This is a genomic window from Bradyrhizobium dasycarpum, from assembly GCF_042019905.1.
GTDB lineage: Bacteria > Pseudomonadota > Alphaproteobacteria > Rhizobiales > Xanthobacteraceae > Bradyrhizobium > Bradyrhizobium japonicum_B.
This window is the reverse complement of the sequence record NZ_CP169574.1, coordinates 3,404,264-3,429,646: the sequence shown is the minus strand read 5'-3', so window position 1 is coordinate 3,429,646 and position 25,383 is coordinate 3,404,264. Positions and strand designations below refer to the sequence as shown.

At 66.0% G+C, this 25,383-nt stretch carries 19 protein-coding genes and 2 pseudogenes; 17 read left to right on the top strand and 4 right to left on the bottom strand.

The genetic code is table 11. From position 1 onward, the window contains the following. Positions 1 to 30 precede the first annotated feature (30 nt). The gene (locus ACETMP_RS16535; protein WP_375161764.1) at positions 31 to 993 is read left to right on the top strand and encodes a TAXI family TRAP transporter solute-binding subunit; all 963 of its coding nucleotides are present in this window, start codon (positions 31 to 33) and stop codon (positions 991 to 993) included. Positions 994 to 1,105: 112 nt separating this feature from the next. Here the strand turns inward: ACETMP_RS16535 and ACETMP_RS16530 are convergent, their stop codons facing one another. Beyond that, on the bottom strand, positions 1,106 to 2,335 hold the full coding sequence (locus ACETMP_RS16530) for an ABC transporter substrate-binding protein (RefSeq protein WP_375161763.1): 1,230 nt from the start codon (positions 2,333 to 2,335) through the stop codon (positions 1,106 to 1,108). A 100-nt stretch (positions 2,336 to 2,435) separates the two neighbouring features. Next, positions 2,436 to 3,329 (bottom strand): substrate-binding domain-containing protein, encoded by an 894-nt coding sequence (locus ACETMP_RS16525; RefSeq protein WP_375161762.1) that lies wholly within the window; start codon positions 3,327 to 3,329, stop codon positions 2,436 to 2,438. A gap of 269 nt (positions 3,330 to 3,598) precedes the next feature. Between ACETMP_RS16525 and ACETMP_RS16520 the strand changes: the two genes are divergently transcribed. The 4 genes and pseudogenes from ACETMP_RS16520 (at position 3,599) to ACETMP_RS16505 (ending at position 7,900) form a co-directional block, all read left to right on the top strand. Next, positions 3,599 to 4,426 carry a substrate-binding domain-containing protein gene (locus ACETMP_RS16520; protein ID WP_375161761.1) on the top strand — a complete coding sequence of 276 codons (828 nt, stop codon included), beginning with the start codon at positions 3,599 to 3,601 and terminating at the stop codon, positions 4,424 to 4,426. Positions 4,427 to 4,480: 54 nt separating this feature from the next. Next, on the top strand, positions 4,481 to 5,587 hold the full coding sequence (locus ACETMP_RS16515) for a molybdopterin-binding protein (protein WP_375161760.1): 1,107 nt from the start codon (positions 4,481 to 4,483) through the stop codon (positions 5,585 to 5,587). A 12-nt stretch (positions 5,588 to 5,599) separates the two neighbouring features. Continuing rightward, a pseudogene (locus ACETMP_RS16510) lies at positions 5,600 to 7,548 on the top strand (molybdopterin biosynthesis protein). A gap of 16 nt (positions 7,549 to 7,564) precedes the next feature. Continuing rightward, complete coding sequence (locus ACETMP_RS16505) at positions 7,565 to 7,900, top strand: hypothetical protein (RefSeq protein WP_375161759.1); 336 nt, start codon at positions 7,565 to 7,567, stop codon at positions 7,898 to 7,900. Positions 7,901 to 8,004: 104 nt separating this feature from the next. On the opposite strand, the gene mobA is transcribed toward ACETMP_RS16505, so the two are convergent. After that, positions 8,005 to 8,646 carry a molybdenum cofactor guanylyltransferase MobA gene (gene mobA, locus ACETMP_RS16500; protein ID WP_375161758.1) on the bottom strand — a complete coding sequence of 214 codons (642 nt, stop codon included), beginning with the start codon at positions 8,644 to 8,646 and terminating at the stop codon, positions 8,005 to 8,007. Then, the gene (fdhD, locus tag ACETMP_RS16495; RefSeq protein WP_028134660.1) at positions 8,627 to 9,517 is read right to left on the bottom strand and encodes a formate dehydrogenase accessory sulfurtransferase FdhD; all 891 of its coding nucleotides are present in this window, start codon (positions 9,515 to 9,517) and stop codon (positions 8,627 to 8,629) included. The genes mobA and fdhD overlap by 20 nt, the downstream gene beginning before the upstream one ends. Positions 9,518 to 9,761: 244 nt before the next feature. Here fdhD and mobB point away from each other — a divergent pair, with 244 nt between their 5' ends. From mobB to ACETMP_RS16435, 12 genes and pseudogenes are all read left to right on the top strand, one after another. Further along, positions 9,762 to 10,289, top strand: a complete 528-nt coding sequence (gene mobB / locus ACETMP_RS16490; RefSeq protein ID WP_028134662.1) for a molybdopterin-guanine dinucleotide biosynthesis protein B — start codon at positions 9,762 to 9,764, stop codon at positions 10,287 to 10,289. Positions 10,290 to 10,298: 9 nt separating this feature from the next. Continuing rightward, positions 10,299 to 11,555: a gephyrin-like molybdotransferase Glp gene (gene glp / locus ACETMP_RS16485; RefSeq protein WP_375161757.1), complete on the top strand. Its 1,257-nt coding sequence runs from the start codon at positions 10,299 to 10,301 to the stop codon at positions 11,553 to 11,555. Between the two features lie 45 nt (positions 11,556 to 11,600). Then, complete coding sequence (locus ACETMP_RS16480) at positions 11,601 to 11,834, top strand: sulfurtransferase TusA family protein (protein ID WP_028134664.1); 234 nt, start codon at positions 11,601 to 11,603, stop codon at positions 11,832 to 11,834. A gap of 124 nt (positions 11,835 to 11,958) precedes the next feature. Then, positions 11,959 to 13,392 carry a sigma-54-dependent transcriptional regulator gene (locus tag ACETMP_RS16475; RefSeq protein WP_375161756.1) on the top strand — a complete coding sequence of 478 codons (1,434 nt, stop codon included), beginning with the start codon at positions 11,959 to 11,961 and terminating at the stop codon, positions 13,390 to 13,392. Then, positions 13,385 to 15,409, top strand: a complete 2,025-nt coding sequence (locus ACETMP_RS16470) for a cache domain-containing protein (RefSeq protein WP_375161755.1) — start codon at positions 13,385 to 13,387, stop codon at positions 15,407 to 15,409. Before ACETMP_RS16475 ends, ACETMP_RS16470 begins: the two co-directional genes overlap by 8 nt. A 345-nt stretch (positions 15,410 to 15,754) precedes the next feature. Next, the gene (locus tag ACETMP_RS16465; RefSeq protein ID WP_028134667.1) at positions 15,755 to 17,407 is read left to right on the top strand and encodes an OFA family MFS transporter; all 1,653 of its coding nucleotides are present in this window, start codon (positions 15,755 to 15,757) and stop codon (positions 17,405 to 17,407) included. Between the two features lie 326 nt (positions 17,408 to 17,733). Next, entirely contained in the window at positions 17,734 to 19,437 is a 1,704-nt protein-coding gene (locus ACETMP_RS16460; protein WP_375161754.1) for an NADH-ubiquinone oxidoreductase-F iron-sulfur binding region domain-containing protein, read from the top strand. Continuing rightward, a pseudogene (gene fdhF, locus ACETMP_RS16455) lies at positions 19,434 to 22,200 on the top strand (formate dehydrogenase subunit alpha). Before ACETMP_RS16460 ends, fdhF begins: the two are co-directional and overlap by 4 nt. 145 nt (positions 22,201 to 22,345) lie before the next feature. Continuing rightward, positions 22,346 to 22,819, top strand: a complete 474-nt coding sequence (gene ybaK / locus ACETMP_RS16450; RefSeq protein ID WP_375161753.1) for a Cys-tRNA(Pro) deacylase — start codon at positions 22,346 to 22,348, stop codon at positions 22,817 to 22,819. Positions 22,820 to 22,837: 18 nt separating this feature from the next. Further along, complete coding sequence (locus ACETMP_RS16445) at positions 22,838 to 23,923, top strand: HupE/UreJ family protein (protein ID WP_375161752.1); 1,086 nt, start codon at positions 22,838 to 22,840, stop codon at positions 23,921 to 23,923. A gap of 162 nt (positions 23,924 to 24,085) precedes the next feature. After that, entirely contained in the window at positions 24,086 to 24,526 is a 441-nt protein-coding gene (locus ACETMP_RS16440) for a hypothetical protein (protein ID WP_375161751.1), read from the top strand. Next, positions 24,523 to 25,380 carry an alpha/beta fold hydrolase gene (locus tag ACETMP_RS16435; protein ID WP_375161750.1) on the top strand — a complete coding sequence of 286 codons (858 nt, stop codon included), beginning with the start codon at positions 24,523 to 24,525 and terminating at the stop codon, positions 25,378 to 25,380. Before ACETMP_RS16440 ends, ACETMP_RS16435 begins: the two co-directional genes overlap by 4 nt. The last annotated feature ends 3 nt before the right edge of the window (positions 25,381 to 25,383 follow it).

Genomic DNA, 25,383 nt, shown 5'->3' with positions numbered 1-25,383 from the left:
GCTGTTGACGCGGGCCTTTGAGGAACGACCATGCGATTCGCGATCATCCTCGTCAGCGCGGCGCTGCTCTCGAGCCCGGTTGCCGCTCAAACCGGAGCCACGGCCATTCCGACCCCGACACTCAGCCTCGGCACCGCCACGCCAGGCGGCGGCTTTCCGCTCTATGGCAATGCCTTCGCCGAGGTGATGAACGCGGCCGATCCGCGCATCTTGATCGCGCCGCGCAACACCAAGGGCAGCAGCGAAAACATCCCGCTGCTGGAGAAGGGCGAGCTCGATCTCGCGCTGGTCGCGGGCGAGCCGGCCTATGAGGCCTTCGCCGGCATCGGCCGCGCGCCCGTGCGCCTGAAGATCCTCACCGCGATCTATTCCAATCCCGGCCTATTCGTGGTGCGCGCGGACAGCCCCTACAGGACGATCCGCGATCTCGTCGGCCAGCCTGTCGCGTTCGGCGCCAGGGGCTCGGGCCTGCCGATCCTGGCGCGCTACGTGCTCGACGGCATCGGCCTGAAGCAGGACGAGGACTTCAAGGCCGTCTATCTCGACCGCGCCGGCGACGGCCCGGCGATGGTCGAGGATGGCCGCGTCGCCGCGCTGTGGGGCGCCGGCATCGGCTGGCCCGGCTTTGCCGCGGTCGCGTCGAGCGCCGCGGGCGCGCGCTTCATCGCGCCTGATGTCGAGGAGATGACGCGCATCCGCGCCAAGCATTCGTTCCTGAAGCCGCTGCTGGTGCCGGCGAACAGCTATCCGAAGCAGGACGCGCCGATCGCGTCGCTCGGCTCTTGGAGTTTTGTCCTCACGCGCGAAGACTTGCCTGATGATATTGCGTATCGCCTGGCGAGGACGCTGCACGGCGTTGAAGCCAGGTTCTGCAAGAAGCTCGCCCAGGCCTGCGAGACCACGGCGTCGAACACCGTCGCCGCCGCGCCGAAGATGGAGCTGATCCATCCCGGCGTGATGAGGTATTATCGCGAGATCGGGGTGGTGAAATGACGGTCGCTTAGTCGGTCGTCATTCCGGGACGGTCCGCAGGACCGAACCCGGATCTCGAGATCAGGTTCGGTGCTTCGCACCGTCCCGGGATGACGATCGCTTTAAGCGATCGTCACTTCTTCACCAGCGGGCACGCCGGGTCCGGCGGGCCGAACGCCTTGTCGCCGGAGATCGTGGTCAGGATCTTGTAATAGTCCCACGGATATTTGCTCTCCTCCGGCGTCTTCACCTGCACCAGCCAGAGGTCGTGCACCATCAGATTGTCCTCGCGTAAGCGGCCGTTGCGGGCGAAGAAATCCTCGATCGGCTTCTCGCGCATCTTGGCGGCGACCTTGAGCGGATCGTCGCTGCCGGTCTCCTTGATGGCGTTGAGATAGTGCATCACGCTGGAATAGACGCCGGCCTGCCACATCGACGGCATCTTGTTCATCTTGGCGAAGTAGCGCTTCGACCATGCGCGGGTCTTGTCGTCCATGTCCCAGTAGAACGAGGTGGTCAGGAGCAGGCCTTGCGCCGCCTGCAGGCCGAGGCCGTGGATGTCGGTGATCAGCGCCAGCAGCGCCGCCATCTGCTGGCCGCCCTTGAACACGCCGAACTCCGAGCCGGTCTTGATCTCGTTCATGTTGTTGGGGGGACCCGCGGCGATGCCGATGATCTTGGCCTTGGAGGCCTGCGCCTGCAGCACGAAGGAGGAGAGGTCCGGCGTTGCCAGCGGCGGCCGCACCGAGCCCAGCACCTTGCCGCCATTGGCGGTGACGACCGCGGAGGCGTCGCGCTCCAGCGAATGGCCGAAGGCGTAATCGTCGGTGATGAAGAACCAGCTGTCGCCGCCGCGCTTGACCACTGCGTCGGCGGTGCCGACCGCGAGCGCGCGGGTGTCGAACACCCACTGGATCGCGTAAGGCGAGCAGAACTTGCCGTGGAAGTCGGCGGTGCCGGTGGAGTGGGTGATGAACAGCCGCTTCTTCTCGTTGGCGATGTTCTGCACCGCGAGCCCGACCGCCGAGACCGGCACGTCGACGATCAGGTCGACCTGCTCGACGTCGAACCAGCGCCGCGCCAGCGAGGCGCCGATGTCGGCCTTGAGCTGATGATCGCCGACCACGACGCTGATCGGCTTGCCGAGCACGGTGCCGCCGAAATCGTCGATCGCCATCTGCGCCGCCGTCACCGAACCCTGACCGGTCGGCGCCGAGGCCGGGCCGTTCATGTCGGTGAGCACGCCGATCTTGACGACGTCGTCGGATAGCTGCGCCATGGCGGCGCCCGACATCAGCGTCGCAGCCAGCAACGTTGCTGCAAAGCCGGCCGCGACCGGCAGTCCAAATCTCGTTGGATTCACGTGTCTCCTCCCTGATCCGGCGCTTCTGGCCGGTGTTGCCCCGGGTGTGCCCCCGGCTGAATTGGTTTCTTTTGCAACTATTCGGGGGCGGGCGTCAATGTCAGGCTGCGAACCGGATCTGGCCTGCGGCGGAGGGATCGTAGCCGGTCAGCTCCTCGGCGCGCTGGCGCAGCCGTCTTTCGCCGAGAAACCGCAGCAGGGCCTGCATGGCAGGGCGGAAATAGCTGCGGTGCCGCATCGCGAGGTCGAAATTCTCCCAGACCAGCGGCACGAAATCGAGCCCCGCCGAGCGCGCGCTGGCACGCGTCGCGATGCCGCAATCGGCCTGGCCGGCGCGGACCAGCTCGGCAAGGTCCGGGCCGGTGAGAGCCGGCGTCTCGACCCGGCGCAAATCCCGCGTCGTGGCGCCGGCGCGCTTCAGCAGCACGTCGAGCAGCATCTGCGCCCCGGTGCCCTGTTGCCGCATCGCCATCCTGGCGCCGAGCGCGAGCACGTCGGCCAGGCCGTGCAGCTGCTTGGGATTTCCTGGCGGCAGCACGAGCCCCTGCTCGCGGCGCACGAACGCCACCAGCACCGCATCATGCAGGTCGGGCGCCGCGCGCAGCGCTTCGACACTGGCATCGCCGGCGACATCGTCGGAAGGGTCCCACCCGTGAAAATGCACCGCCGCCGCCATCACCTCGTTGCGCTGCAGGCGCTCGAGCCCGCGCATGCTACCCTCGCTGATCGATCCCAGGCCCGAGCCGGATTCGCGCAGGCTCCAATCCAGGAGCTCGTCCTGACTGCCGCCCACCACCGGCGGCGGCTCCGCGATCAGCATGCCGGCTGGACGCGCGAGGCCCGAGAGCACCCAGAGATCGAGTTCGTGTCGCGGGAAGAGCCACTTTCCGGTCACCTTGGTGCAGGGGATCGCGCCGGTGGTGACGAGTTCATAGAGCTTGCGCTCGCCGAGCCGAAGATAGTCGGCGGCCTCGCTGGTCGTCAGGAATTCCATCCTGCATTCCTATTGCAAATTCTTACTTCTTCTTGACGTTCGACGCAGGCTGGAAGTTCTGCAATTCAAGAGTTCGCGGGAACCATGCCTGATCATCTCGCTGCTTTGCAACACATCCTCGCATGCGATTTCTGCTTTGGTGAACGATTCCGAAGCGCGCAGCTTTGCCGAAATTTCCCGATTGGAGCGCGCGGAGCGCGCAAACGCGTCACGAGTGCGGCGCATTCGATCCGCATCATGATCGCGTCATAGCCAATGGGAACCTGATCATGGGCCGCCTGTCCGTTGCATTCGCGCTGTTCTGCGGCCTCACCGCGGGCATCGCGGCGTCATTCGCCGAGGACCGCAGCATCGTCCTCGCCACGACGACCGCGACCCAGGAATCCGGTCTGCTCGACTATCTGCTGCCGATCTTCCGCGACAAGACCGGCATCGAGGTGACCGTGATCGCGCGGCGCGCCGACGAGGTGCTCGACGGGCCGCGACGCGGCGAGGCCGACGTCGTGCTGATGCACGCGCGGCCGCAGGAGGAGAAATTCGTCGCCGACGGGTTTGGCGTGAAGCGTTTCGACGTGATGTACAACGACTACGTTCTGATCGCGCCGAAGAGTGATCCCGCGGCGGTGAAGGGCAAGGACATCGTGACCGCGCTGAAGGCGATCGAGGCCAAGGGCGCGCCGTTCGTGACCCGCGGCGATCGGTCGGGCACCCACGCCGCGGAGCTCGCGCTCTGGATCGTCGCCGGCATCGACATCGCGGCCGCCAAGGGCGCCTGGTATCGCGAGGCGGGGCAGGGCATGGCCTCGGCTCTCGAGGCCGCGCGGGCCGCGAATGCCTATGTGCTGTCGGATCGCGGCAGCTGGATCTCGTTCAGGGACCGCGGCGATCTCGACATCGTCGTCGAAGGCGATCGCCGGCTGCTCAATCAGTACGGCGTGACGCTGGTGAATCCTGCGAAGTTTCCCAACGTGAAGAAGGATCTCGCGCAGACCTTCATCGATTGGCTGACCTCGCCGGAGGGGCAGGGTGCGATCGCCGCCTACAAGATCGACGGCCAGCAGCTGTTCTTCCCGAATTCGGACAGGTCCGGCGGGTGAGGCCCACATCGCCGGCGGTTGCCAAAGCGGGCGATGCATGGTCCATCATGGCGCATGACCCAGCGCCTGCCGCCTTCGCTGACGCCGCTCGACACCGCGCTCGCCGCATTGCTGAGCGGGCTCGCGCCGCTTGCGCCGGTGGAGTTGCCGCTGCGCGAAGCGGCCGGGTGCATCGCGGCGGGCGCTCCGTTGCTTGCGGCCCACCCGCCGCACGACATTGCCGCCACTGACGGCTGGGCGCTCTGCGCCAATGATCTGGTCGGCGCATCCTCTTATTCGCCGCTGCCTTTGACGACAGCCCCGGCATGGATCGAGGCCGGCGACGCGATGCCGGCGGGATGCGACTGTGTGCTCGATGCCGACACGGTGGAGGTGTCCGGGCCGCTCGTGCAGGTGCTGGCAGAGGCCGTGCCGGGGCAGGGCGTCAGGCGCGCCGGCAGCGACATCGCGGCGCGCACGCCTGCGGGGGCCGATGGCTCTCCGGTCGGTGCGGCCGATCTGCTGCTCGCACGTGTTGCGGGCCTGGCGAAGCTCGGCGTGCGGCGGCCGCGGCTGCGCATCGTCAATGTGCCGGGTGCAACGGCAACGATGCACATGATCGCCGGTCTCGCGCGTTCAGCAGGACTGGACGTCGAACCGCGCGAAGCCGGCGCGCGCGATGAAGCATCGATTGCCGACGCGCTTGACGCCTCCTCGTGTGATCTCGTGCTGACCGTCGGCGGCAGCGGCGTCGGCCGCCGCGACGCCGCCGTGATGGCGCTGGCCCGGCGGGGCGAGGTGAAAGCACACGGCGTTGCGCTTCAACCTGGACGTACTGCCGCGGTCGGTCGGCTCGGACAGGTTCCCGCCGTGGCGTTGCCCGGCTCGCCGGATGCTGCGCTCGCGGCCTGGCTCGCGCTGGTGCAGCCGCTCGTCGATCGCCTGACGGCGCGCCGGACACGCCGACGCATCACTTTGCCGCTGGCGCGCAAGATCGCATCCAGCGGCGGCATCGCCGAGATCGTTCTGCTGGGCGGTGAGCGTGATGCCTGGATGCCGCTCGCAGTCGGGGAATGGCCGTTCCACACCATGGCCGGTGCGGACGCATGGCTGCTCGTTCCCGGCGACAGCGAGGGATTTGCGGCAGGAATGCCGGTCGATGCCTATCTGCTCCGGGAGTGATATGGGTTCGGCATGACGATGATCACCCCGCCGCAAGACCGCAGCGGTTTCGAACAGGCACAGTTCCTCAAGATCCTCTCGCGGGAGGAAGCCCTGGCACGCTTCGAGGCGGCGTTGTTCCCACGCTCGATTCCGGCCGAGCCGCGCGAGCTTGCCGATACGCTCGGCGCAGCCCTCGCGGAAGACGTCACGGCGCCGGTCGACGTTCCCCCTTCGACCGCTCCAATGTCGACGGCTTTGCCGTGCGCTCGGCGGATCTCGTTGCGGCGGGCGAAGGCAAGCCGGTGCGCCTTGTGTTGAACGGCGAAACGATCCAGTGCGGCACTGCGCCGAGGCTGCAAGTTGCGGCGGGAACCGCGACGGCGATCGCCACCGGCGGTCCGCTGCCGCGTGGCGCCGACGCCGTCGTCATGGTCGAGCACACCCAGCCGGCAGGGTCCGACACGATCGAGGTTCGTCGTGCCGTCTCGCCTGGGCAATTCGTGTCCTATGCCGGATCCGACATCGCGCGCGGCGAGGCGCTGCTGCGGGCCGGCACCATCATCGGCTCGCGCGAGATCGGCATGCTGGCGGCTTGCGGCATCGCCGAGGTGAAGGTCGCGCGCAAGCCGCGCTTGGCCGTGATCTCCACCGGCGATGAACTGGTTCAGCCCGGCCAGAGGCTCGCCCCCGCCGGGATTTACGACACCAACGGCGCCATCGTCGCGGCCGCGATCGACGAGAACGGCGGCGAGGCGATCTTCCTCGGCGCCATTCCGGACGACGAAGCCAAGCTCGAAGCGGCCATGCGCGGCGCGCTCGCGGATGCCGACATGCTGGTGCTGTCAGGCGGCACCTCGAAAGGCGCGGGCGACCTGTCCCATCGCATCATCGGCCGGCTCGGCGCGCCCGGCATCATCGCGCATGGTGTCGCGCTCAAGCCCGGCAAGCCGCTGTGCCTTGCGGTGTGCGACGGCAAGCCGGTGGTGATCCTGCCGGGCTTTCCGACCTCGGCAATGTTCACCTTTCACGACATGATCGTGCCGGTGCTGCGCAGGCTGGCCGGCCTGCCGCCACGCTCCGATGCGAAGGTGAACGCGACGGTGCCGGTACGCATCGCGTCCGAGCTCGGTCGCACCGAGTTCGTCATGGTCTCGCTGGTCGAGGGCAGGGATGGCCTGATCGCCTATCCCTCCGGCAAGGGGTCCGGCGCGATCACGTCCTTCGCGCAGGCCGATGGTTTCTTGCGCATCGACGCGCTCGCCGACCAGATGCCGGCCGGGACCGCAACCGAGGTGACGCTGTTCACGCCGCATGTGCGGGTGCCCGACCTCGTCATCGTCGGCAGCCATTGCACCGGCCTCGATCTCGTCACGGCTGGGCTCGCGCATGCCGGCCTGACCGCGCGCTCGATCGCCGTCGGCAGCCTCGGCGGACTTGCGGCCGCCAAGCGCGGCGAATGCGATGTCGCGCCGATCCATCTGTTCGACGACACGAGCGAGACCTACAACACGCCCTATCTTGTCGACGGGCTCGAACTGGTGCCGGGCTGGCGGCGGATGCAGGGCATTGTCTTCCGCAAGGGCGACCCGCGTTTCGAAGGCCTGGACGTGAAGCAAGCGGCTGCTGCTGCGCTCGCCGATCCCGCCTGCATCATGGTCAACCGCAATCAGGGCGCCGGCACGCGCATCCTGATCGATCGGCTGCTCGGCGGCGCGCGGCCGGAAGGTTATTGGAACCAGCCGCGGTCGCACAACGCGGTCGCGGCGGCCGTCGCCCAGCACCGCGCCGACTGGGGGGTGACCATTGCGCCGGTCGCCGCTGCGGCCGGCCTCGGTTTCATTCCACTTGCGGAAGAGCATTATGACTTTGCGTTGGTGACGGCGCGCAAGGGCCGTCCAGCGGTACAGGCGTTTCTCGATGCCCTCGGCTCGGACGAGGCGCGCGCGGCGCTGGAGCGGGCCGGCTTCCGGCCCGCGTAGACCCTCATGAACTTGCGTGACCGCCGTCGCGACCAAGAGGCATGAGCCAAGTCATGACCGCGTCCGCCCCCTCAATTTCCGCAAATTCGCTGCGATCGTCGCGGCGATCGGTACGCTGTTCTGGCTCTACACCTTCTATCACATCGCCAATGTCCCGCAGGGAGACCGCAGCGGCTTTCAATGGCTCGCGGTGTTTCCGCTCGGCATGGTCTTCGGGGCGTTCTTTCTGCCGGCCTGGCTGCTGGTTGCGATCGGCCGTCTGCCGCGATTCACCACGGCCCTCGGCCTTTGCGGCCTGATCGCCTTCGCGATCATCTGGGCGCAGCTTCTCAACGAGTTTCCGAAAACGTAACGCCGCCAAAGCGCGATGCGATGAGGATGAATCCATCGCGCTTCAGGTTGTTGTTCAAGCATGATCTTTTCGGAAGACCGCTGCGCACTTTTCCGGATCATGCTTTAGGCCGCGTCATCCAGCGCAGCCAGCCGCTCGGCTTCGGCGATGTCCTCGACCGTGTTGGCGTTGAAGAACGGATCGAGGGGCTCGGCGGGCCACGTCACCGTCGCCAGCGGATAGCGGGCGGTCCAGCGGTCGATCTTGCGGAGGTCTTCGACGACCAGCGCGTGGCGCAGCTCGTCGCGCAAGGCAACCCGCCACAGGCCGATGACGGGATGCGACTGCTCGCCTGACGCGGCGACGGCGAGCTGGGCGTTCGCGCGCTCGCGTGCCTCATGCAGGCGGGCAACCAGATCGCGCGGCAGGAACGGGCAGTCGCCGGCGGCGCTGAGCACCCATTCGACGCCCGTCCGGTTCGCCGCGGTCCAGTCCAGTGCCGCGAGAATGCCGGCGAGCGGGCCAGGAAAGCCGGGCACGTCGTCGGGGACGACCGGCAAGCCGAAGGCCGCGAAACGCGCGGGATCGCCGTTCGCATTGAGGATCAACCCGCTGCATTGAGGCTTCAGGCGCGCGATCACGCGGTCCAGAATGGTGCGGCCGCCGATCGTGCGCATCGGCTTGTCGCCGCCCCCCATGCGGCGGGCGAGGCCGCCGGCGAGCAGCACACCTTGCGTGGCCGGAAATTTAGTCGTCACCACCTTCACCCTTGCGCTTGTGCTTCGCCGATTCCTCCTCGACGTAAGCAAGGTTCTGGTCGTAGACGATGCGCTCCTCGCCCGCGAGGACGATGAAGCGCTTGCCGCGGGTGCGGCCGACCAGCGTCAAGCCCACCTGCCTTGCAAGATCGACGCCCCAGGCGGTGAAGCCGGAGCGCGACACCAGGATCGGAATGCCCATGCGGACCGTCTTGATCACCATCTCCGAGGTGAGGCGCCCCGTTGTGTAGAGGATCTTGTCGGAAGCGTCGACGCCGTGGCGATACATCCAGCCTGCAATCTTGTCGACGGCGTTGTGGCGGCCGACGTCCTCGGTGTAGCAGAGCGGTGTGCCCTCCTTGCACAGCACGCAGCCGTGGATCGCGCCGGCCTCGAGATAGAGCGAGGGCATGGTGTTGATGGTCTGCGTCATCTGGTACAGCCAGGACGTCCGCAGCTCCGCCTTCGGCAATGCGACGCTCTCGACGGCTTCGAGCAGGTCGCCGAAAGCGGTGCCCTGCGCGCAGCCCGAGGTCTGCGTGCGCTTCTTCAGCTTGGCCTCGAAATTGGTGTGATGTTCGGTGCGCACCACGACCACCTGGAGATCGTCGTCGTATTCGACCTCGGTGACCGCGTCGTTATACTTCAGCATGTTCTGGTTCAGCAGATAGCCGAGCGCGAGATATTCCGGATAGTCGCCGATCGTCATCATGGTGACGATCTCCTGGGCATTCAGGTAGAGCGTCAGCGGCCGCTCCATCGGCACCTTGATCTCGACCCTGGCGCCGGTCTGGTCGGTGCCGGTCACGCTCTGGGTCAGGCGCGGGTCGTCCGGATTGGGGACGATCAGGGGCACCGGAGCTTTGTCGATCTTCATCATGGCGGCGAGGTTAGCATGACATTCGGGTCAAGCCGATATATGCATGGCGGGGAATGAGCAAAATGCCTCTGTTCGTCATTGCGAGCCAACTGGTCCGCGCGAAGCGCGGCCCGATGACAGGCGCTGCGAAGCAATCCAGGATCTTTCCACGGAGCCAGTCCGGATTGCTTCGCTGCGCTCGCAATGACGGGGAGAAGCCGGAGGTTCCATCGGCCAGCGAGCCGTTGGCGGAGATCGAACGGTTATGAAAGTCATCGGCCTTGCAGGCTGGAGCGGGGCGGGCAAGACCACGCTGTTGGCGCGGCTGATCCCGCATTTCAACGCGCAAGGCCTGCGCGTCTCGGTGATCAAGCATGCGCACCATCGGTTCGACGTCGACGTGCCCGGCAAGGATTCCTGGCGGCATCGCGAGGCCGGCGCGGCCGAGGTGCTGGTTGCCTCGTCAAACCGCTGGGCTCTGATGCATGAATTGCGCGGCGCGGCAGAGCCGCGGCTGCCGGAATTACTGGGCAAGCTGTCCGCGGTCGATCTCGTCGTGGTCGAGGGTTTCAAGCGCGAGCCGCACCGCAAGATCGAGGTGCATCGCGCGGCCAACGGCAAGCCGCTGCTGTTTCCCGACGATCCCGGGATTGCCGGGATCGCGACCGACGCCGCCATTGACACTCACCTGCCGACTGTCCATCTCGACGACATCGAGGCTGCTGCCGCGTTGCTGCTGCGCACGGCGATGCCGGTCGAGGAAGTGGTGGCGGCAAGCGCCGCGATACGCTGACGAGGCACCATGGCGCAACTGTCGGACGATTGCTTTGCCTTTGGCGGCCCGATGATGTCGGTCGACGACGCCGTCGGCCTGATCACGACGCGCGTCAACGCGATCGCCGATCTGGAGACGGTGGCGCTCACCGACGCAGACGGGCGCGTGCTGGCGCGCGACGTCGCAGCGCCGCTGCCGTTGCCGCCCTTCACCAACTCGGCCGTCGACGGCTATGCCGTGCGCAGCGCCGATCTTCCTGTTGGCGCCGAGCAGGCGTTCCCGCTGGATGGCCGCATCCAGGCCGGCGGGCTCGCCCAGGCACCGATCAAGCCCGGCCACACCGCGCGCATCTTCACGGGCGCGCCGATGCCGCCCGATGCCGAGACCGTCTTCATGCAGGAGGATGTCCGCGTCGATGCGGCCGGCAGGATCGTGCTGCCGCCGGGGCTGAAGCGTGGGGCCAATGTCCGGCCCGCGGGTGAGGACATCCCGCAGGGACATGTCGCGCTGCGCGCGGGTCAGCGCTTGCGGCCGCAGCACGTCGCGCTGGCGGCGGCGTTCGGTCTGACCAGCCTCGACGTGGTCAGGCGCATTCGCGTCGCGGTGTTCTCGACCGGTGACGAACTGGCCTCGCCCGGCGAGCCGCGCGCGCCCTCGCAGCTGTTCGATTCCAACCGCTTCATGCTGATGGCGATGCTGCGCCGGCTCGGTTGCGAGATCAGCGATCTCGGCATTCTGCGCGACGAGCGCACCTCGCTTGCGAACGGCCTGAAGCAGGTGGCGGGTCGCCACGACCTGATCCTCACCACCGGCGGCGTCTCGACCGGCGAGGAGGACCATGTCAAGGCGGCGGTCGAGAGCATCGGCTCGCTGGTGCTGTGGCGGATGGCGATCAAGCCCGGCCGGCCCGTGGCGATGGGCATCATCGACGGCACGCCGCTGATCGGATTGCCCGGCAATCCCGTCGCGAGCTTCGTGACCTTCGTCCATGTAGTGCGGCCGACGGTGCTGGCGCTAGCGGGCGGATCGCCGGAGCCGTTGACGCCGATCCCGCTGCGCGCCGCGTTTACCTACAAGAAGAAGGCGGGCCGGCGCGAATATGTGCGCGTTTCCCTGCGACGCGCGCAGGACGGCCGGCTCGAGGCCATCAAGTTTCCGCGCGAGGGAGCGGGACTTCTGTCCTCGCTGGTCGAGACCGAGGGCCTCGTCGAGCTCGGTGAGAGCATCACGGGCGTGGAGCCGGGGCAGGATGTCGGCTTTCTGTCCTACGCCGATCTGCTGTAGCGGCCCTGCGTTGACGCCATCGCTTCGTCCCGCCATGTTGCGCCCATGACCAGAACGATGCTCGATCTCACCGGACTGAAATGTCCGCTACCCGCCCTGAAGACGCGCAAGGCGCTCAAGCCATTGCAGCCCGGCGATCAGCTCGAGGTTCATTGCACCGATCCCTTGTCGGTGATTGACATTCCGAATCTGATCCGCGAGACCGGCGACAAGGTCGAGATCACCGAGCGCAACGAGGCCCGCATCGTGTTCCTGGTCGAAAAGGGCGACGGCCCGTAGAAAGGTGCATATTCACGGCGGCGGCGTTTGACTATGCTGCGCCGTCGGGGAGACAGCCGGGTTTCGCTGCAATGCGAAAGGCGTGGGCGGTTGCGTGGATGGTCTCAAACCTAAGACATCGGGCATGACTTTCTCAACATCGAGGGCTAGCGCAGCCGCACCTGCCGCGGCGGGCCGCGAGCCTGCCGTCAAGCCCGGCAAGACGACGGCAGGGCCGGAGTTCGGCGCGCTGGCGCAGGCCTCCATCCTGATCGTCGACGACGAGCCGGGCATGCGCAATTTCCTGGTGCGCACGCTTGGACCGCGATGCAAGCTGGTGGACGAGGCGGCCGATACCGATCAGGCCTCGCGCAAGCTCGATTCCAACCGCTACGACGTCGTCATTCTCGACAACATCATGCCGGGCAAGAACGGCGTCGATTGGCTTGCCGAGCAGCGCGCCGTCGGCTTTTTCGCCGACGCCATCCTGATTACCGCCTTTGCCGACCTCGACACCGCGATCCAGGCCCTGCGCGCGGGTGCGGCCGATTTCGTGCTCAAGCCGTTCCGCTCCAACCAGATCCTCAACGCGGTGGCGCGATGCCTCGACCGTGTCCGCCTCCAGCGCGAGAACTACGTCCTGCGCTATGCCTTGCGTGCCTCGTCCGACCGCACCTTTCTGCGCGACAACCTGATCGGGCAGTCGGCACCGACGCTGCGCGTGCGCGAGACCATCGCACGGGTCGCGCCCCTGCCGACCTCGGTTCTCCTCACCGGCGAATCCGGCACCGGCAAGGAGGTAGCGGCGCGCTCGATCCACTCGCTGTCCGACCGCGCCGACAAGCCGTTCGTGCCGGTGAATTGCGCAGCGATCCCGCCCGACATGATCGAGGCCGAGCTGTTCGGGCACATCAAGGGCGCGTTCACCGGCGCCGATTCGGGGCGTGAGGGCCTGTTCCTGCATGCCCATGGCGGCACGCTGTTCCTCGACGAGATCGGGGAGCTGCCGCTGCCGATGCAGAGCAAGCTACTCCGCGTGCTCGAAGACCGCCGCGTCCGCCCGGTCGGCTCCGAGCGTGAAGTTCCGGTCGATCTGCGCTTCATCTTCGCAACCAATGCCGAGCTTCAGAAGGAGGTCGAGAGGGGCCGTTTCCGGGCCGATCTGTTCTACCGGCTCAACGTGGTGCAGATCCGCCTGCCGCTCCTGAAGGATCGCGGTGACGACGTGCTGGAGCTTGCCGGCATCTTCATGAGCAAGCTGTCGGTCCAGCTCGGCATGCCGCCGGTGCCGATCGACGCCTCGGTGCGGGCGGCGCTCGCAAGCTATGACTGGCCGGGCAATGTCCGCGAGCTGCGCAATCTGATCGAGCGCACGCTGATCCTCGGGGCCTTTCCCGACGATTTCGCCGGTCCGCGCAACGACGGTCAGTCGGCGCCCGCCGACAGCCTCGCCGAGCTCGAGCGCCGTCACATTCTCGGCGTGCTGAAGGAGGTGGGCGGCAATCGCGAGGAGGCGGCCCGGCGCCTCGGCATCTCGCGCAAGACCATCGACCGCAAATGCGCGTTGTGGGATGTCTGATGCTGCCGGCCGCAGCGGCGAGCTGGTGCGGGGACGCTCCGTCCGCTTCCGGCTGCTTGCGATCGCGTTGCTGCCGATGCTGGTCATCCTGCCGCTGCTGCTCGGCGTCGCGATCTATCGCTGGAACGCGAAATTCGACGCGACCCTGATTTCCAAGGTGAACGGCGACCTCACCATCGCCCATCAATATCTCGCCCGCATCCTGGAGAAGACCGGCGTCCAGGTCCGCGCGCTCGGCCTGTCGGCCCGCTTCCACGAGGTGCTGGCGCCGGATGCGCGCGGCTCCTTGCGGGATCTGCTCGACGAGGCCCGCAAGGAGATCGGTCTCGACTTCCTGTATCTGACCAACGATCGCGGCGAGGTCCTGGCCTCGTCGCCGCCTTTGCAGCATCAACCGCGACGCGACTGGCCGATCATCACATCGGCGCTGTCGGGGCAGGCCGCTGCGACCGGCGTCGACATTTTCGGCAATGACGAGCTCGCCGCGATTTCCCCGGCCCTCGCCGAGCGCGCGCGGTTGGACCTCGTGCCGACACCGAACGCGGTGCCGACCGACCGCAGCACGGAGACGCGCGGCATGGTGGTGCATGCGGCGAGCCGGGCGATGCTGCCCGACGGGAGCGCCGCGGCGCTGGTCGGCGGCACATTGCTCAACCAGAATCTCGAATTCATCGACACGATCAACGACCTCGTCTATCGCGCCGCGAGCCTGCCGGAGGGCAGCCAGGGCACCGCGACGCTGTTCCTGGACGACGTGCGGATCTCGACCAACGTCCGTCTGTTCGAGGGGCGGCGCGCGCTCGGCACGCGCGTGTCGGCGGCGGTGCGCTCGGCCGTGCTGGGCGAGGGGCGCACCTGGCTCGACAGCGCCTTCGTCGTCAATGACTGGTACATCTCCGCCTACGAGCCGCTGGTCGACAGCTATGGCAAGCGAGTCGGCATGCTCTATGTCGGCTTTCTGGAGAAGCCGTTCAGCGAAGCCAAATACCAGACATTGCTGATCATCATCGCGGCCTTCATCGCCATTACCGCCGCGACCGTACCGATCTTCCTGCGCTGGGCGACCTCCATCTTCATGCCGCTGGAGCGCGTCACGGCGACGATCGCCGAGGTGGAGCGCGGCAACCTGTCCGCCCGCACCAAGATGCCGGTGTCCGGTGACGAGATCGGCCGCGTCGCGGTTCATCTCGACGGCCTGCTCGACCAGATCCAGGAACGCGACCGGCAGCTGCGCGAATGGAACGAGGAGCTGAACGTCCGCGTGCTGGAGCGCACCCGGGACCTCGAGCACGCCAATCTCAAGCTCGAGGCCACCACCAAGCAGCTCGTCATGTCCGAGAAGCTGGCGGCGATCGGCGAGATCACCGCCGGCGTTGCCCACGAGATCAACAATCCGATCGCGGTGATGCAGGGCAACCTCGACGTCATCCGCAGCGTGTTCGGGGCCGAGGCCGACAAGGCCAAGGTCGAGTTTCGCCTGCTCGACGAGCAGATTCACCGCATCAGCCAGATCGTGACCAAGCTTCTGCAGTTTGCAAGGCCGGAGGAATATGCCGGCTATGTCGAGCGCCATGCGCCGGCCAGCGTCATCTCCGACTGCCTGCCGCTGGTGCAGCATCTTCTGAACAAGACCGAGATCGCCGTGGTCAGGGAGGATCGCGCCAATCGGCTCGTGCTGATGAACCGGAACGAGCTGCAGCAGGTGCTGGTCAATCTGATCGTCAACGCGATCCACGCCATGCCTGATGGCGGGACCCTGACGCTCCGCTCCTTCGATGCCGAGCGCGACGGCCATCGAGGCGTCGCCATCGAGGTCGCCGATACCGGCATCGGCATGAGCGAAGAGGTGATCGAGAAGATATTCGATCCCTTCTACACCACGAAACGGCGGCAGGGCACCGGGCTCGGCCTCTCCATCAGCCAGACGCTGATCAAGCGCCAGGGCGGGCAGATCACGGCCGAAAGTCACCTCGGTTCCGGAAGCACATTCACGATGTGGCTGCCGGAAGCGAGCTGATCGGACATTTTGTCCTGGGACATCGGACATTCTGTCTGCCGCGGCACATTGCGCTGCGGGAAGTCGTTGAATCATCACGATGTGATTTCTGGCACGCGCGTTGCTCATCTCAAGACAGGGTGTTGAGGGGGGACGAGGGCGCGATCGCCGTCGCTGCAACACTGCTTGCGAAGCGAAGAGACATCGCCCGCGACCAGTTGCTTGCTCGGCGCACATGAGGCGATGCGCGCCAGACGATTCCACTTCGGCATGAAATCCGATCGGTCATGCGGGCCCGCCAAGCCCGGCACATGACCGGTCTCATACCGATGTGCCCGCAAAGGCCGCGCTTGGGAGGAAATGCTTATGACGACTGCCGATACCGTCTATGCACCGGTTGGTGCTCCCGGCTTGCTCGATCGTGAACGCACGATCGCGAAGGCCGGTTTCAATCGCTGGCTGGTGCCGCCGGCCGCATTGTGCATCCATCTCTGCATCGGCATGGCCTACGGCTTCTCGGTGTTCTGGCTGCCGCTGTCGCGCGCGATCGGCATCTCGCAGAGCAAGGCCTGCGCCGACATCTCGCTGTGGCAGGAGCTGTTCACCACCACCTGCGACTGGAAGGTCGCGAGCCTCGGCTGGATGTACACGCTGTTCTTCGTGCTGCTCGGCGTCTCCGCCGCGATCTGGGGCGGCTGGCTCGAGCGTGCCGGCCCGCGCAAGGCCGGCTTCGTTGCGGCGCTGTGCTGGGGCGGCGGCCTGTTGGTCGGCGCTTTCGGAATCTATGTCCATCAGCTCTGGATCATGTGGCTCGGGGCCGGCGTCATCGGCGGCATCGGGCTTGGTCTCGGCTACATCTCGCCGGTGTCGACGCTGATCAAATGGTTCCCCGATCGCCGCGGCATGGCGACGGGCATGGCCATCATGGGCTTCGGCGGTGGTGCGATGATCGGCGCGCCGCTCGCCAATCTCCTGATCAATTACTTCAAGAGCGCGAGCGACGTCGGCGTCTGGCAGACCTTCGTCGTGATGGGGGTGATCTATTTCGTCTTCATGACGATCGGCGCCTTTTCGTATCGGGTGACGCCGCCCGGCTGGCAGCCGGACGGTTGGACGCCGCCGAGCGAGAAGAAGTCGATGATCACCGAGCACCATGTGCATCTCAACAACGCGCACAAGACGCCGCAATTCTGGTTGATCTGGTGGGTGCTCTGCCTGAACGTCTCGGCCGGCATCGGCGTGATCGGCATGGCCTCGCCCATGCTCCAGGAAATCTTCGCCGGCAAGCTGATCGGGCATCCGGAGCTGAGCTTCAGCCAGCTTTCGGGTGAACAGAAGGCTGCGATCGCAGCGATCGCCGCCGGCTTTGCCGGTCTGCTGTCACTGTTCAATATCGGCGGCCGCTTCTTCTGGGCCTCGATGTCCGACCTCATGGGCCGCAAGAACACCTACTACACGTTCTTCATCCTCGGCATCGTGCTCTACGCGCTGGCGCCGACCTTCGCGGCGATGGGCTCGAAATTGCTGTTCGTGCTCGGCTTCGGCATCATCCTGTCGATGTACGGCGGCGGCTTCGCCACGGTGCCGGCCTATCTGGCCGACATGTTCGGAACCCAGTTCGTCGGTGCCATCCATGGCCGGCTGCTGACGGCCTGGTCCACGGCCGGAATCATCGGCCCCGTGGTGGTCAACTACATCCGCGAGTTCCAGCTCGCTGCCGGCGTGCCACGCGATCAGCTCTACAACACGACCATGTACATTCTCTGCGCCATGCTGATCGCCGGTCTGATCTGCAACTACATGATCAAGCCGGTCGATCCGAAGTGGAACATGAGCCAGGAGGAGGTCGCCAGATTGCAGGCGGCGAGTGCCAAGAGCGCGGCGTCGATCCAGCACGGCTCGTTCGGCATCGGCAAGGGCGGTCTGGACGCCCGTGCCGCAATGTTCTGGGCCTTTGTCGGCGTGCCGCTGGCCTGGGGCGTCTGGAAGACGCTGGAGAGCGCGGTGAAGATCTTCTGATCGCACATCATCGCGAGCGGGAGCGCGGCCTGCGCGCTCCCGCAGTTCATTTCATGTGAAGGGGGCACCTCGAGCCTCGGAGCCAGAAGCCCGATACGACTTCGCTATCGCAGCATGGGAAGCCTTTATTGATCTCCGGACCAATTCAGGCTTCGTTCAATCGATTGGCGCGTTGGATGAACGCAAGGCCTTGTCCGGGCAGCAGCGATCCAGGCTGGCTCTTGGACTTCTGTTAACTGCCTCGGCGAGCATGATAATTTTCTTGGCATCTGGCATGCCAAGAGCTAGAACTGAACCTGTTCTGAAGACGAGATCGAGACGAATCGATGAGCCACGACGTGCATGAGGTCCGCCCGTTCGAGCATCCCGGTGAGGGACGCCGGCGCGCCAAGGCCACGCCCAAGGGGCGCCAGGTCGATCCGACCGCCGCGCACGAGATCGAGCAGCTGCTTGGCGACCGGCCGCGGCGGCGCGATCTCCTGATCGAATATCTGCACCTGATTCAGGACAAATATCACCAGATCTCGGCTGCGCATCTGGCTGCGCTTGCCGACGAGATGAAGCTCGCCTTCGCCGAAGTGTTCGAGACGGCGACGTTCTATGCCCATTTCGACGTGGTGAAGGAGGGCGAGCCTGACATTGCGCCGCTGACGATCCGCGTTTGCGACTCCCTGACCTGCGCGATGCTCGGCGGCGAGAAGCTGCTCGAGGATTTGCAGAGCGCGTCAGGTCCCGGCATCCGCGTCGTGCGCGCGCCCTGCGTCGGGCGCTGCGATACCGCGCCCGCTGCGGAAGTCGGTCACAACTTCGTCGATCATGCGACGGTAACGAGCGTGATGGCCGCCGCGAAAGGCGGCGACACCCACGCCCATCTGCCCGACTATGTCGGTTACGACGCCTATGTCGCCGGCGGCGGCTACAAGCTGCTGGGCCGGCTGCGCTCGGGGGAACTGTCGACGGACGATCTGTTGAAGTCGCTCGACGACGCCTCGCTGCGCGGGCTCGGCGGCGCCGGCTTCCCGACGGGACGCAAATGGCGCGCCGTGCTGGGCGAACCCGGTCCGCGGCTGATGGCGATCAACGGCGACGAGGGCGAGCCCGGCACGTTCAAGGACCGCTATTACCTCGAAACCGATCCGCATCGCTTCATCGAAGGCATGCTGATCGGCGCGCATGTGGTGCAGGCCTCCGACGTCTACATCTATCTGCGCGACGAATATCCAGCCTCGCGCGAGATCCTGGAACGCGAGATCGCAAAGCTGCCGCCGGGCGGCCCGACGCTGCACATGCGCCGCGGCGCCGGCGCCTATATCTGCGGCGAGGAATCCTCGCTGCTCGAGAGCATCGAAGGCAAGCGCGGCCTGCCCCGGCACAAGCCGCCTTACCCGTTCCAGGTCGGCCTGTTCGGCCTGCCGACGCTGATCAACAACATCGAGACGCTGTGGTGGGTGCGCGACATCGTCGAGAAGGGCGCCGACTGGTGGAAGGGCCATGGCCGCCACGAGCGGCACGGCCTGCGCAGCTTCTCGGTCTCGGGGCGGGTCAAGAAGCCCGGCATGAAGCTCGCGCCCGCCGGCATCACCGTGCGCGAGCTGATCGCCGAATATTGCGGCGGCATGGCCGACGGCCATCAATTTTATGCCTATCTGCCGGGCGGTGCGTCCGGCGGCATTCTGCCGGCGTCGATGGACGACATCCCGCTCGATTTCGGCACGCTGGAGAAATACGGCTGCTTCATCGGCTCGGCCGCGATCGTGATCCTGTCGCAAAGGGACAGCGTGCGCGCGGCGGCGCTGAACCTGATGAAGTTCTTCGAGGACGAGAGCTGCGGCCAGTGCACGCCGTGCCGCGTCGGAACCCAGAAGGCGGCGCTGCTGATGCAGAAGCCGGTCTGGAACCGCGCGTTGCTGGAAGAATTGAGCCAGGCGATGCGCGACGCCTCGATCTGCGGGCTCGGACAGGCGGCATCGAATCCGCTGTCCTCAGTGATCAAATATTTCCCTGACGAGTTCAAGGAAGCGGCCGAATGACCAAGATTACGTTCGAGCTCGACGGCAAGCAGGTCGAGGCCAAACCCGGCGAGACCATCTGGCAGGTGGCCAAGCGCCAAGGCCGCGACATTCCCCATCTGTGCTATTCGCCGGCGCCCGACTATCGTCCCGACGGCAATTGCCGCGCCTGCATGGTCGAGATCGAGGGCGAGCGCGTGCTGGCGGCGTCCTGCAAGCGCACGCCGTCGGTCGGCATGAAGGTGAAGACCGAGAGCGCGCGGGCGGTGTCCGCGCAGAAGATGGTGATGGAGCTGCTCGTCGCCGACCAGCCGGCGCGCGAGACCAGCCACGATCCGGAGTCGAAGTTCTGGCACTGGGCCGAGACCACGGGCGTGACCGAGAGCCGCTTCCCCGCTGCCGAGCGCTGGGCGACCGACGCCAGCCATCCGGCGATGCGCGTCAACCTCGATGCCTGCATCCAGTGCGGCCTGTGTGCGCGCGTGCCGCGAGGTCCAGGTCAACGACGTCATCGGCATGGCCTATCGTAATCACGATTCCAAGATCGTGTTCGACTTCGACGATCCCATGGGCGAGTCCACCTGCGTCGCCTGCGGCGAATGCGTGCAGGCCTGCCCGACCGGCGCCTTGATGCCGGCCGTGATGCTAGATGAGAAGCAGACCCGCGTCACCTATGCCGACAAGAAGGTGGACTCGCTCTGTCCGTTCTGCGGCGTCGGCTGCCAGGTCACCTACGAGGTCAAGGACGAGAAGGTGATCTATGCGGAAGGCCGCGACGGCCCTGCCAATCACAACCGTCTCTGCGTCAAGGGCCGCTTCGGCTTCGACTACATCCACCATCCGCATCGCCTGACCAAGCCGCTGGTGCGGCTGCCCAATGCGAAGAAGGATGCCAACGACCAGGTTGATCCGGCCAATCCCTTCACCCATTTCCGCGAGGCGAGCTGGGAGGAAGCGCTCGACATCGCCGCCAAGGGCCTCGTCAAGATCCGCGACGAGAAGGGCGTGAAGGCGCTGGCTGGCTTCGGTTCGGCCAAGGGCTCGAACGAAGAGGCCTATCTGTTCCAGAAGCTGGTGCGCACCGGCTTCGGCTCGAACAATGTCGACCACTGCACCCGTTTGTGCCACGCCTCCTCGGTGGCGGCGCTGTTCGAAGGCCTGAGCTCGGGCGCGGTGTCGGCGCCGTTTGCGGCGGCGATGGATGCCGAGGTCATCATCGTGATCGGCGCCAACCCGACCGTGAACCATCCGGTCGCCGCGACCTTCATCAAGAACGCGGTCAAGCAGAACGGCGCCAAGCTGTTCGTGATGGATCCGCGCCGGCAGACGCTGTCGCGCCACGCGACCAAGCATCTGCAGTTCAAGCCCGGCTCCGACGTCGCCATGCTGAACGCGATGATCAACACGATCATCACCGAAGGCCTCACCGACGACCAGTACATCGCCGGCTACACCGAGGGCTTCGAGGACCTCAAGGAGAAGATCAAGGAGTTCACGCCGGAGAAGATGGAAGCGATCTGCGGCATCCCGGCGCAGACGCTGCGCGAGGTGGCGCGGACCTATGCGCGGGCGAAGTCGTCGATCATCTTCTGGGGCATGGGCATCAGTCAGCATGTGCACGGCACCGACAATGCACGCTGCCTGATCGCGCTGGCGCTGATCACCGGCCAGGTCGGCCGTCCCGGCACCGGCCTGCATCCGCTGCGCGGCCAGAACAACGTGCAGGGCGCCTCCGACGCCGGCCTGATCCCGATGTTCCTGCCGGATTATCAGCCGGTGGGTCGCGACGATCTGCGCAGCAGTTTCGAGAAGCTCTGGCAACAGGATCTCGATCCCGTGCGCGGCCTGACCGTGGTCGAGATCATGAACGCGATCCATGCCGGCGAGATCAAGGGCATGTATATCGAGGGCGAGAACCCCGCGATGTCGGATCCTGATCTGCAGCATGCGCGCCACGCGCTCGCTATGCTCGATCATCTCGTGGTGCAGGACCTCTTCGTCACCGAGACCGCGTTCCACGCCGACGTGATCCTGCCGGCCTCGGCCTTTGCGGAGAAGGACGGCTCCTTCACCAACACCGATCGCCGCGTGCAGCTCGCCCGTCAGGTGATCAAGCCGCCGGGCGATGCGCGGCAGGATCTCTGGATCATCCAGGAGATCGGCAAGCGCATGGGCCTGCCGTGGAATTATTCCGGTCCCGGCGAGGTCTTCACCGAGATGGCGGAGCTGATGCCGTCGCTGAAGAACATCACCTGGGAGCGGCTGGTGCGCGAAGGCGCGGTGACCTATCCGGTCGATGCGCCCGACAAGCCCGGCAACGAGATCATCTTCACCACGGGCTTCCCGACTGCGAGCGGCCGCGGCAAGATCGTGCCGGCCAAGGTGATCCCGCCGGACGAGATTCCCGACGCCGAATATCCCATGGTGCTCTCGACCGGCCGCGTGCTGGAGCACTGGCACACCGGCTCGATGACCCGCCGCGCCCAGGTGCTCGACCAGATCGAGCCGGAGGCGGTCGCCTTCATGTCACCGAAGGACATGCGCAGGAAGCAGCTTGCGCCCGGCGATTTCATTCGGCTGGAGACCCGCCGCGGCGCCGTCGAGGTCAAGGTGCGCTCCGATCGCGACGTGCCGGAGAACATGGTGTTCATGCCGTTCTGCTACGCGGAAGCGGCGGCGAACCTGCTCACCAACCCCGCGCTCGATCCGTTCGGCAAGATCCCGGAGTTCAAGTTCTGTGCGGCCAGGGCCGAGCGCGTGGAGCTGCGGGACGCGGCGGAGTAGGACGTTCTTGTCGGGTTTGGCAGCCTAGCGCCGCCAAATCCGACTGTCGTCCCCGCGCATGCGGGGACGACAGCTTGTGGCGGGCAATTATACCCCATCCCCCCCGTCGCTTCGCTCCTCGCAATGACGGTGGTAGATATGGCCCATGTCCAAGGTCACCCCCGCCACACGCGCACTCGCAGCCGCCGGTGTTGCCTTCACCGTCCACGCCTACGACTACGATCCTGACGCCGAGAGCATCGGGCTGCAGGCGGCCGCCGCGCTCGGCGAGGATCCCGCGCGCGTGCTCAAGACGCTGATGGCGCAGGTCGACGGCAAGCCGGTCTGCGTGGTCGTGCCGTCGGACCGGGAAGTCTCGATGAAGAAGCTCGCCGCTGCGGCAAGCGGGAAGTCGGCGCAGATGATGAAGCCGCCCGAGGCGGAGCGCGTCACCGGCTACAAGGTCGGTGGCATCAGCCCGTTCGGACAGCGCAAGGCGGTGCGTACGGTGGTCGAGCAGAGTGCGCTCGCGCAGGAGCTGGTCTATCTCAATGGCGGCCAGCGCGGCTTGCAGGTGCGATTGAAGCCAGCCGATGTGCGGGATGTCCTCAAGGCGGTCGTTGCGGATGTACTGGCGTGAGCAGGATGGAGCGGGGTCATGAGGCGGCTGCTTCTGCCGTGGCTCGCGGTGCTGCTTGGCATCGGTCTTCCGGCTGAGGCGCATCAGGTCAACCTTGTCACGGCGCGCGTGGCGCTGGACGCCGATCGCACAGTCAGCGTCGAACTCGGATTGAAGGGCAGCGATGTCGATCGCCTGATCGGCATGCGGACCTATGACCCCAGACAAGACGCGGTCGATCCCGCCGCGGTCGAAGCAGCCAAGTCCGCCATCCTCGCCTATATAAGCACGCACCTGGCTGTCACGGGCGGTGCCAAGCCCTGTGTGGCCCGAGATGCGGCGATCCTGGCCGACGGCGACGGCATTCTCTATCGCAACGGATTTGTCTGCGCTGACGCCGCCGGCGACATCGTCTATCGCTCGACGGTGCTGACCGAGAAGGATCCGGCCGCGCGTCAAATCGTCCTGATTGCGCAGGGCCGGTCGGAGGCACAGGCCTTGCTCGACGCCGGCCATACGACAATCACGCTTTCAACAGCGCCGCCGTCGCTATCGTCGACCCTGCAGCGTTATCTGTTCACGGGCATCGAACACATCTTCCTCGGCTACGATCACGTCGCATTTCTGGTCGCCGTGGTGCTGTGGGCGAGACGGCTCGTTCCCGTCGTCAAGATCGTGACGGCCTTCACCATCGCCCATTCGATCACCTTGTCACTGGCCGCGCTGGATGTCCTCGTCATCCCGAGCCGCGTCGTGGAGCCCGCAATCGCGGCTTCAATCGTCTTCGTCGCCGTGGAGAACTTCTTCTCGCGCGACGTCGACAGGCGCTGGCGCGTGGCTTTCCTGTTCGGCTTGATACACGGCTTCGGCTTCGCCGGCGTGCTTCGCGAGGTCGGGCTGCCATCGAACGCAGTCCTGCCCGCGCTGGCAGCTTTCAACATCGGCGTCGAGATCGGACAGGTCGCGATCGTCGCGATCGCATTGCCGATCCTCCGTCTGGCCGATCGACCCGGTGTTGAAGATCGGTTCGAAGCGGTGAGGGCGCCGGCGCTGGTTTACGCGCTGTCCGCGGTGATCTGCCTGCTTGGCAGCTATTGGCTGCTCGCGCGCGTTTTCGAGGCCTGATCCCGAGCCGCCAACTCCTGGGACAATGCACTCCTATTCAAGCCACTCGCGACGGCATGCGGCTTCCTGAGCACCCCACCACTTGAGTTCGGGCGGAAGCTCTGTATAGATCTGAGTAGAATAGAATGACGTTCTGCACAATAGAACGAGGGAGGTGAGGCGATGCAATCCAATCTGTTTCCCGACACCGATCCACCGGTGCCGTTCGCGCCCGATGCCGTCACCGCCGCCTTCGAGATGATCCCGGACTTGCTGGCGCGCGATGCCGCTCTGACCTTCCGTGGACGCTGGCTCGACGTCGACTGCCTGCTCGGCCCGACCACCCAGCCCTTTCACGTTGCCATCCGCGCCGGGCAGATCGTGGACATGACGCCGGCACCCGTCCTGATGCGCTCCTGGCGGTTCGCCTACCGTGCGACGCCGGCTGCGCTTGCCGCCCATTGGCAGCAGATGCCACCAGCCGGCTGGCATGATCTGCTCGCGCTGACCAAGCGGGGACAGGCGACCCTTGAAGGGGATCTGCATCCCTTCATGACTCATCTTCAGTACTTCAAGGATCTCCTGGCGCTGCCCCGACAGAACGGTTTTGGAGGCGCGTCATGAACGGCTTCATCGAGCCGATCGTCGGGCGCTACGTGCACGTTGAAATCAACGGAGAGACCAACCGCATCTATTTCGAGGAGAACGGCAGCGGCATTCCCTTGGTCTGCCTCCACACCGCCGGTTCTGACGCGCGGCAATGGCGGCATTTGCTGACCGATCCCGAGCTCACCAGACATTTCCGCATCGTCGCCTTCGACATGCCTTGGCACGGCAAGTCCAATCCGCCCGACAGCCAGTATGGCACCGAGTACCGACTGACCACCGCAAGCTACACCGCGACCATCCGCGCGTTCTGCAACGCGCTGAAGTTGGAGCGCCCGGTGGTGATGGGCTGCTCGATCGGCGGCCGCATCGTGCTCAATCTCGCCATCGAGCACGCGCGCGAGTTTCGCGCCCTGATCGGGCTCGAGGCTGCGGACTTCCAGCAGCCCTGGTACGACACGGCTTGGCTGAACCGGCCCGATGTTCATGGTGGGGAGGTCTGCGCCGCGCTGGTGTCCGGGCTGATCGCGCCCAACGGCCCGGAAGCCTCGCGCAACGAAACGCTGTGGGGCTACAAGCAGGGCGGCCCCGGCATCTTCAAGGGCGATCTTTATTTCTATCGCGTTGACGGCGATCTGCGCGGCCGCACCGCTGACATCGACGTCAACCAGTGCCCGCTTTATCTCCTCACCGGCGAATACGACTTCTCCTGCACGCCGGAAGACACGCTGCGCACCGCCGCCGGCATTCCCGGCGCGAAGGCGACCGTGATGGAGCGGCTCGGCCATTTTCCGATGAGTGAAAATCCGGAACAGTTCCGGCGCTACATCGCGCCGGTGCTGCAAGACATCCTCAACAAGCAAAATTCGTAAACG

What these genes read in the sequence shown, in the direction of transcription:
- ACETMP_RS16535 (WP_375161764.1), top strand. Translation starts at nt 31, where the DNA reads ATGCGATTCGCGATCATCCTCGTCAGCGCGGCGCTGCTCTCGAGCCCG.
- ACETMP_RS16525 (WP_375161762.1), bottom strand. Translation starts at nt 3,329, where the DNA reads ATGGAATTCCTGACGACCAGCGAGGCCGCCGACTATCTTCGGCTCGGC.
- ACETMP_RS16520 (WP_375161761.1), top strand. Translation starts at nt 3,599, where the DNA reads ATGGGCCGCCTGTCCGTTGCATTCGCGCTGTTCTGCGGCCTCACCGCG.
- ACETMP_RS16515 (WP_375161760.1), top strand. Translation starts at nt 4,481, where the DNA reads ATGACCCAGCGCCTGCCGCCTTCGCTGACGCCGCTCGACACCGCGCTC.
- fdhD (WP_028134660.1), bottom strand. Translation starts at nt 9,517, where the DNA reads ATGATGAAGATCGACAAAGCTCCGGTGCCCCTGATCGTCCCCAATCCG.
- mobB (WP_028134662.1), top strand. Translation starts at nt 9,762, where the DNA reads ATGAAAGTCATCGGCCTTGCAGGCTGGAGCGGGGCGGGCAAGACCACG.
- glp (WP_375161757.1), top strand. Translation starts at nt 10,299, where the DNA reads ATGGCGCAACTGTCGGACGATTGCTTTGCCTTTGGCGGCCCGATGATG.
- ACETMP_RS16480 (WP_028134664.1), top strand. Translation starts at nt 11,601, where the DNA reads ATGACCAGAACGATGCTCGATCTCACCGGACTGAAATGTCCGCTACCC.
- ACETMP_RS16475 (WP_375161756.1), top strand. Translation starts at nt 11,959, where the DNA reads ATGACTTTCTCAACATCGAGGGCTAGCGCAGCCGCACCTGCCGCGGCG.
- ACETMP_RS16470 (WP_375161755.1), top strand. Translation starts at nt 13,385, where the DNA reads ATGTCTGATGCTGCCGGCCGCAGCGGCGAGCTGGTGCGGGGACGCTCC.
- ACETMP_RS16465 (WP_028134667.1), top strand. Translation starts at nt 15,755, where the DNA reads ATGACGACTGCCGATACCGTCTATGCACCGGTTGGTGCTCCCGGCTTG.
- ACETMP_RS16460 (WP_375161754.1), top strand. Translation starts at nt 17,734, where the DNA reads ATGAGCCACGACGTGCATGAGGTCCGCCCGTTCGAGCATCCCGGTGAG.
- ybaK (WP_375161753.1), top strand. Translation starts at nt 22,346, where the DNA reads ATGTCCAAGGTCACCCCCGCCACACGCGCACTCGCAGCCGCCGGTGTT.
- ACETMP_RS16445 (WP_375161752.1), top strand. Translation starts at nt 22,838, where the DNA reads ATGAGGCGGCTGCTTCTGCCGTGGCTCGCGGTGCTGCTTGGCATCGGT.
- ACETMP_RS16440 (WP_375161751.1), top strand. Translation starts at nt 24,086, where the DNA reads ATGCAATCCAATCTGTTTCCCGACACCGATCCACCGGTGCCGTTCGCG.
- ACETMP_RS16435 (WP_375161750.1), top strand. Translation starts at nt 24,523, where the DNA reads ATGAACGGCTTCATCGAGCCGATCGTCGGGCGCTACGTGCACGTTGAA.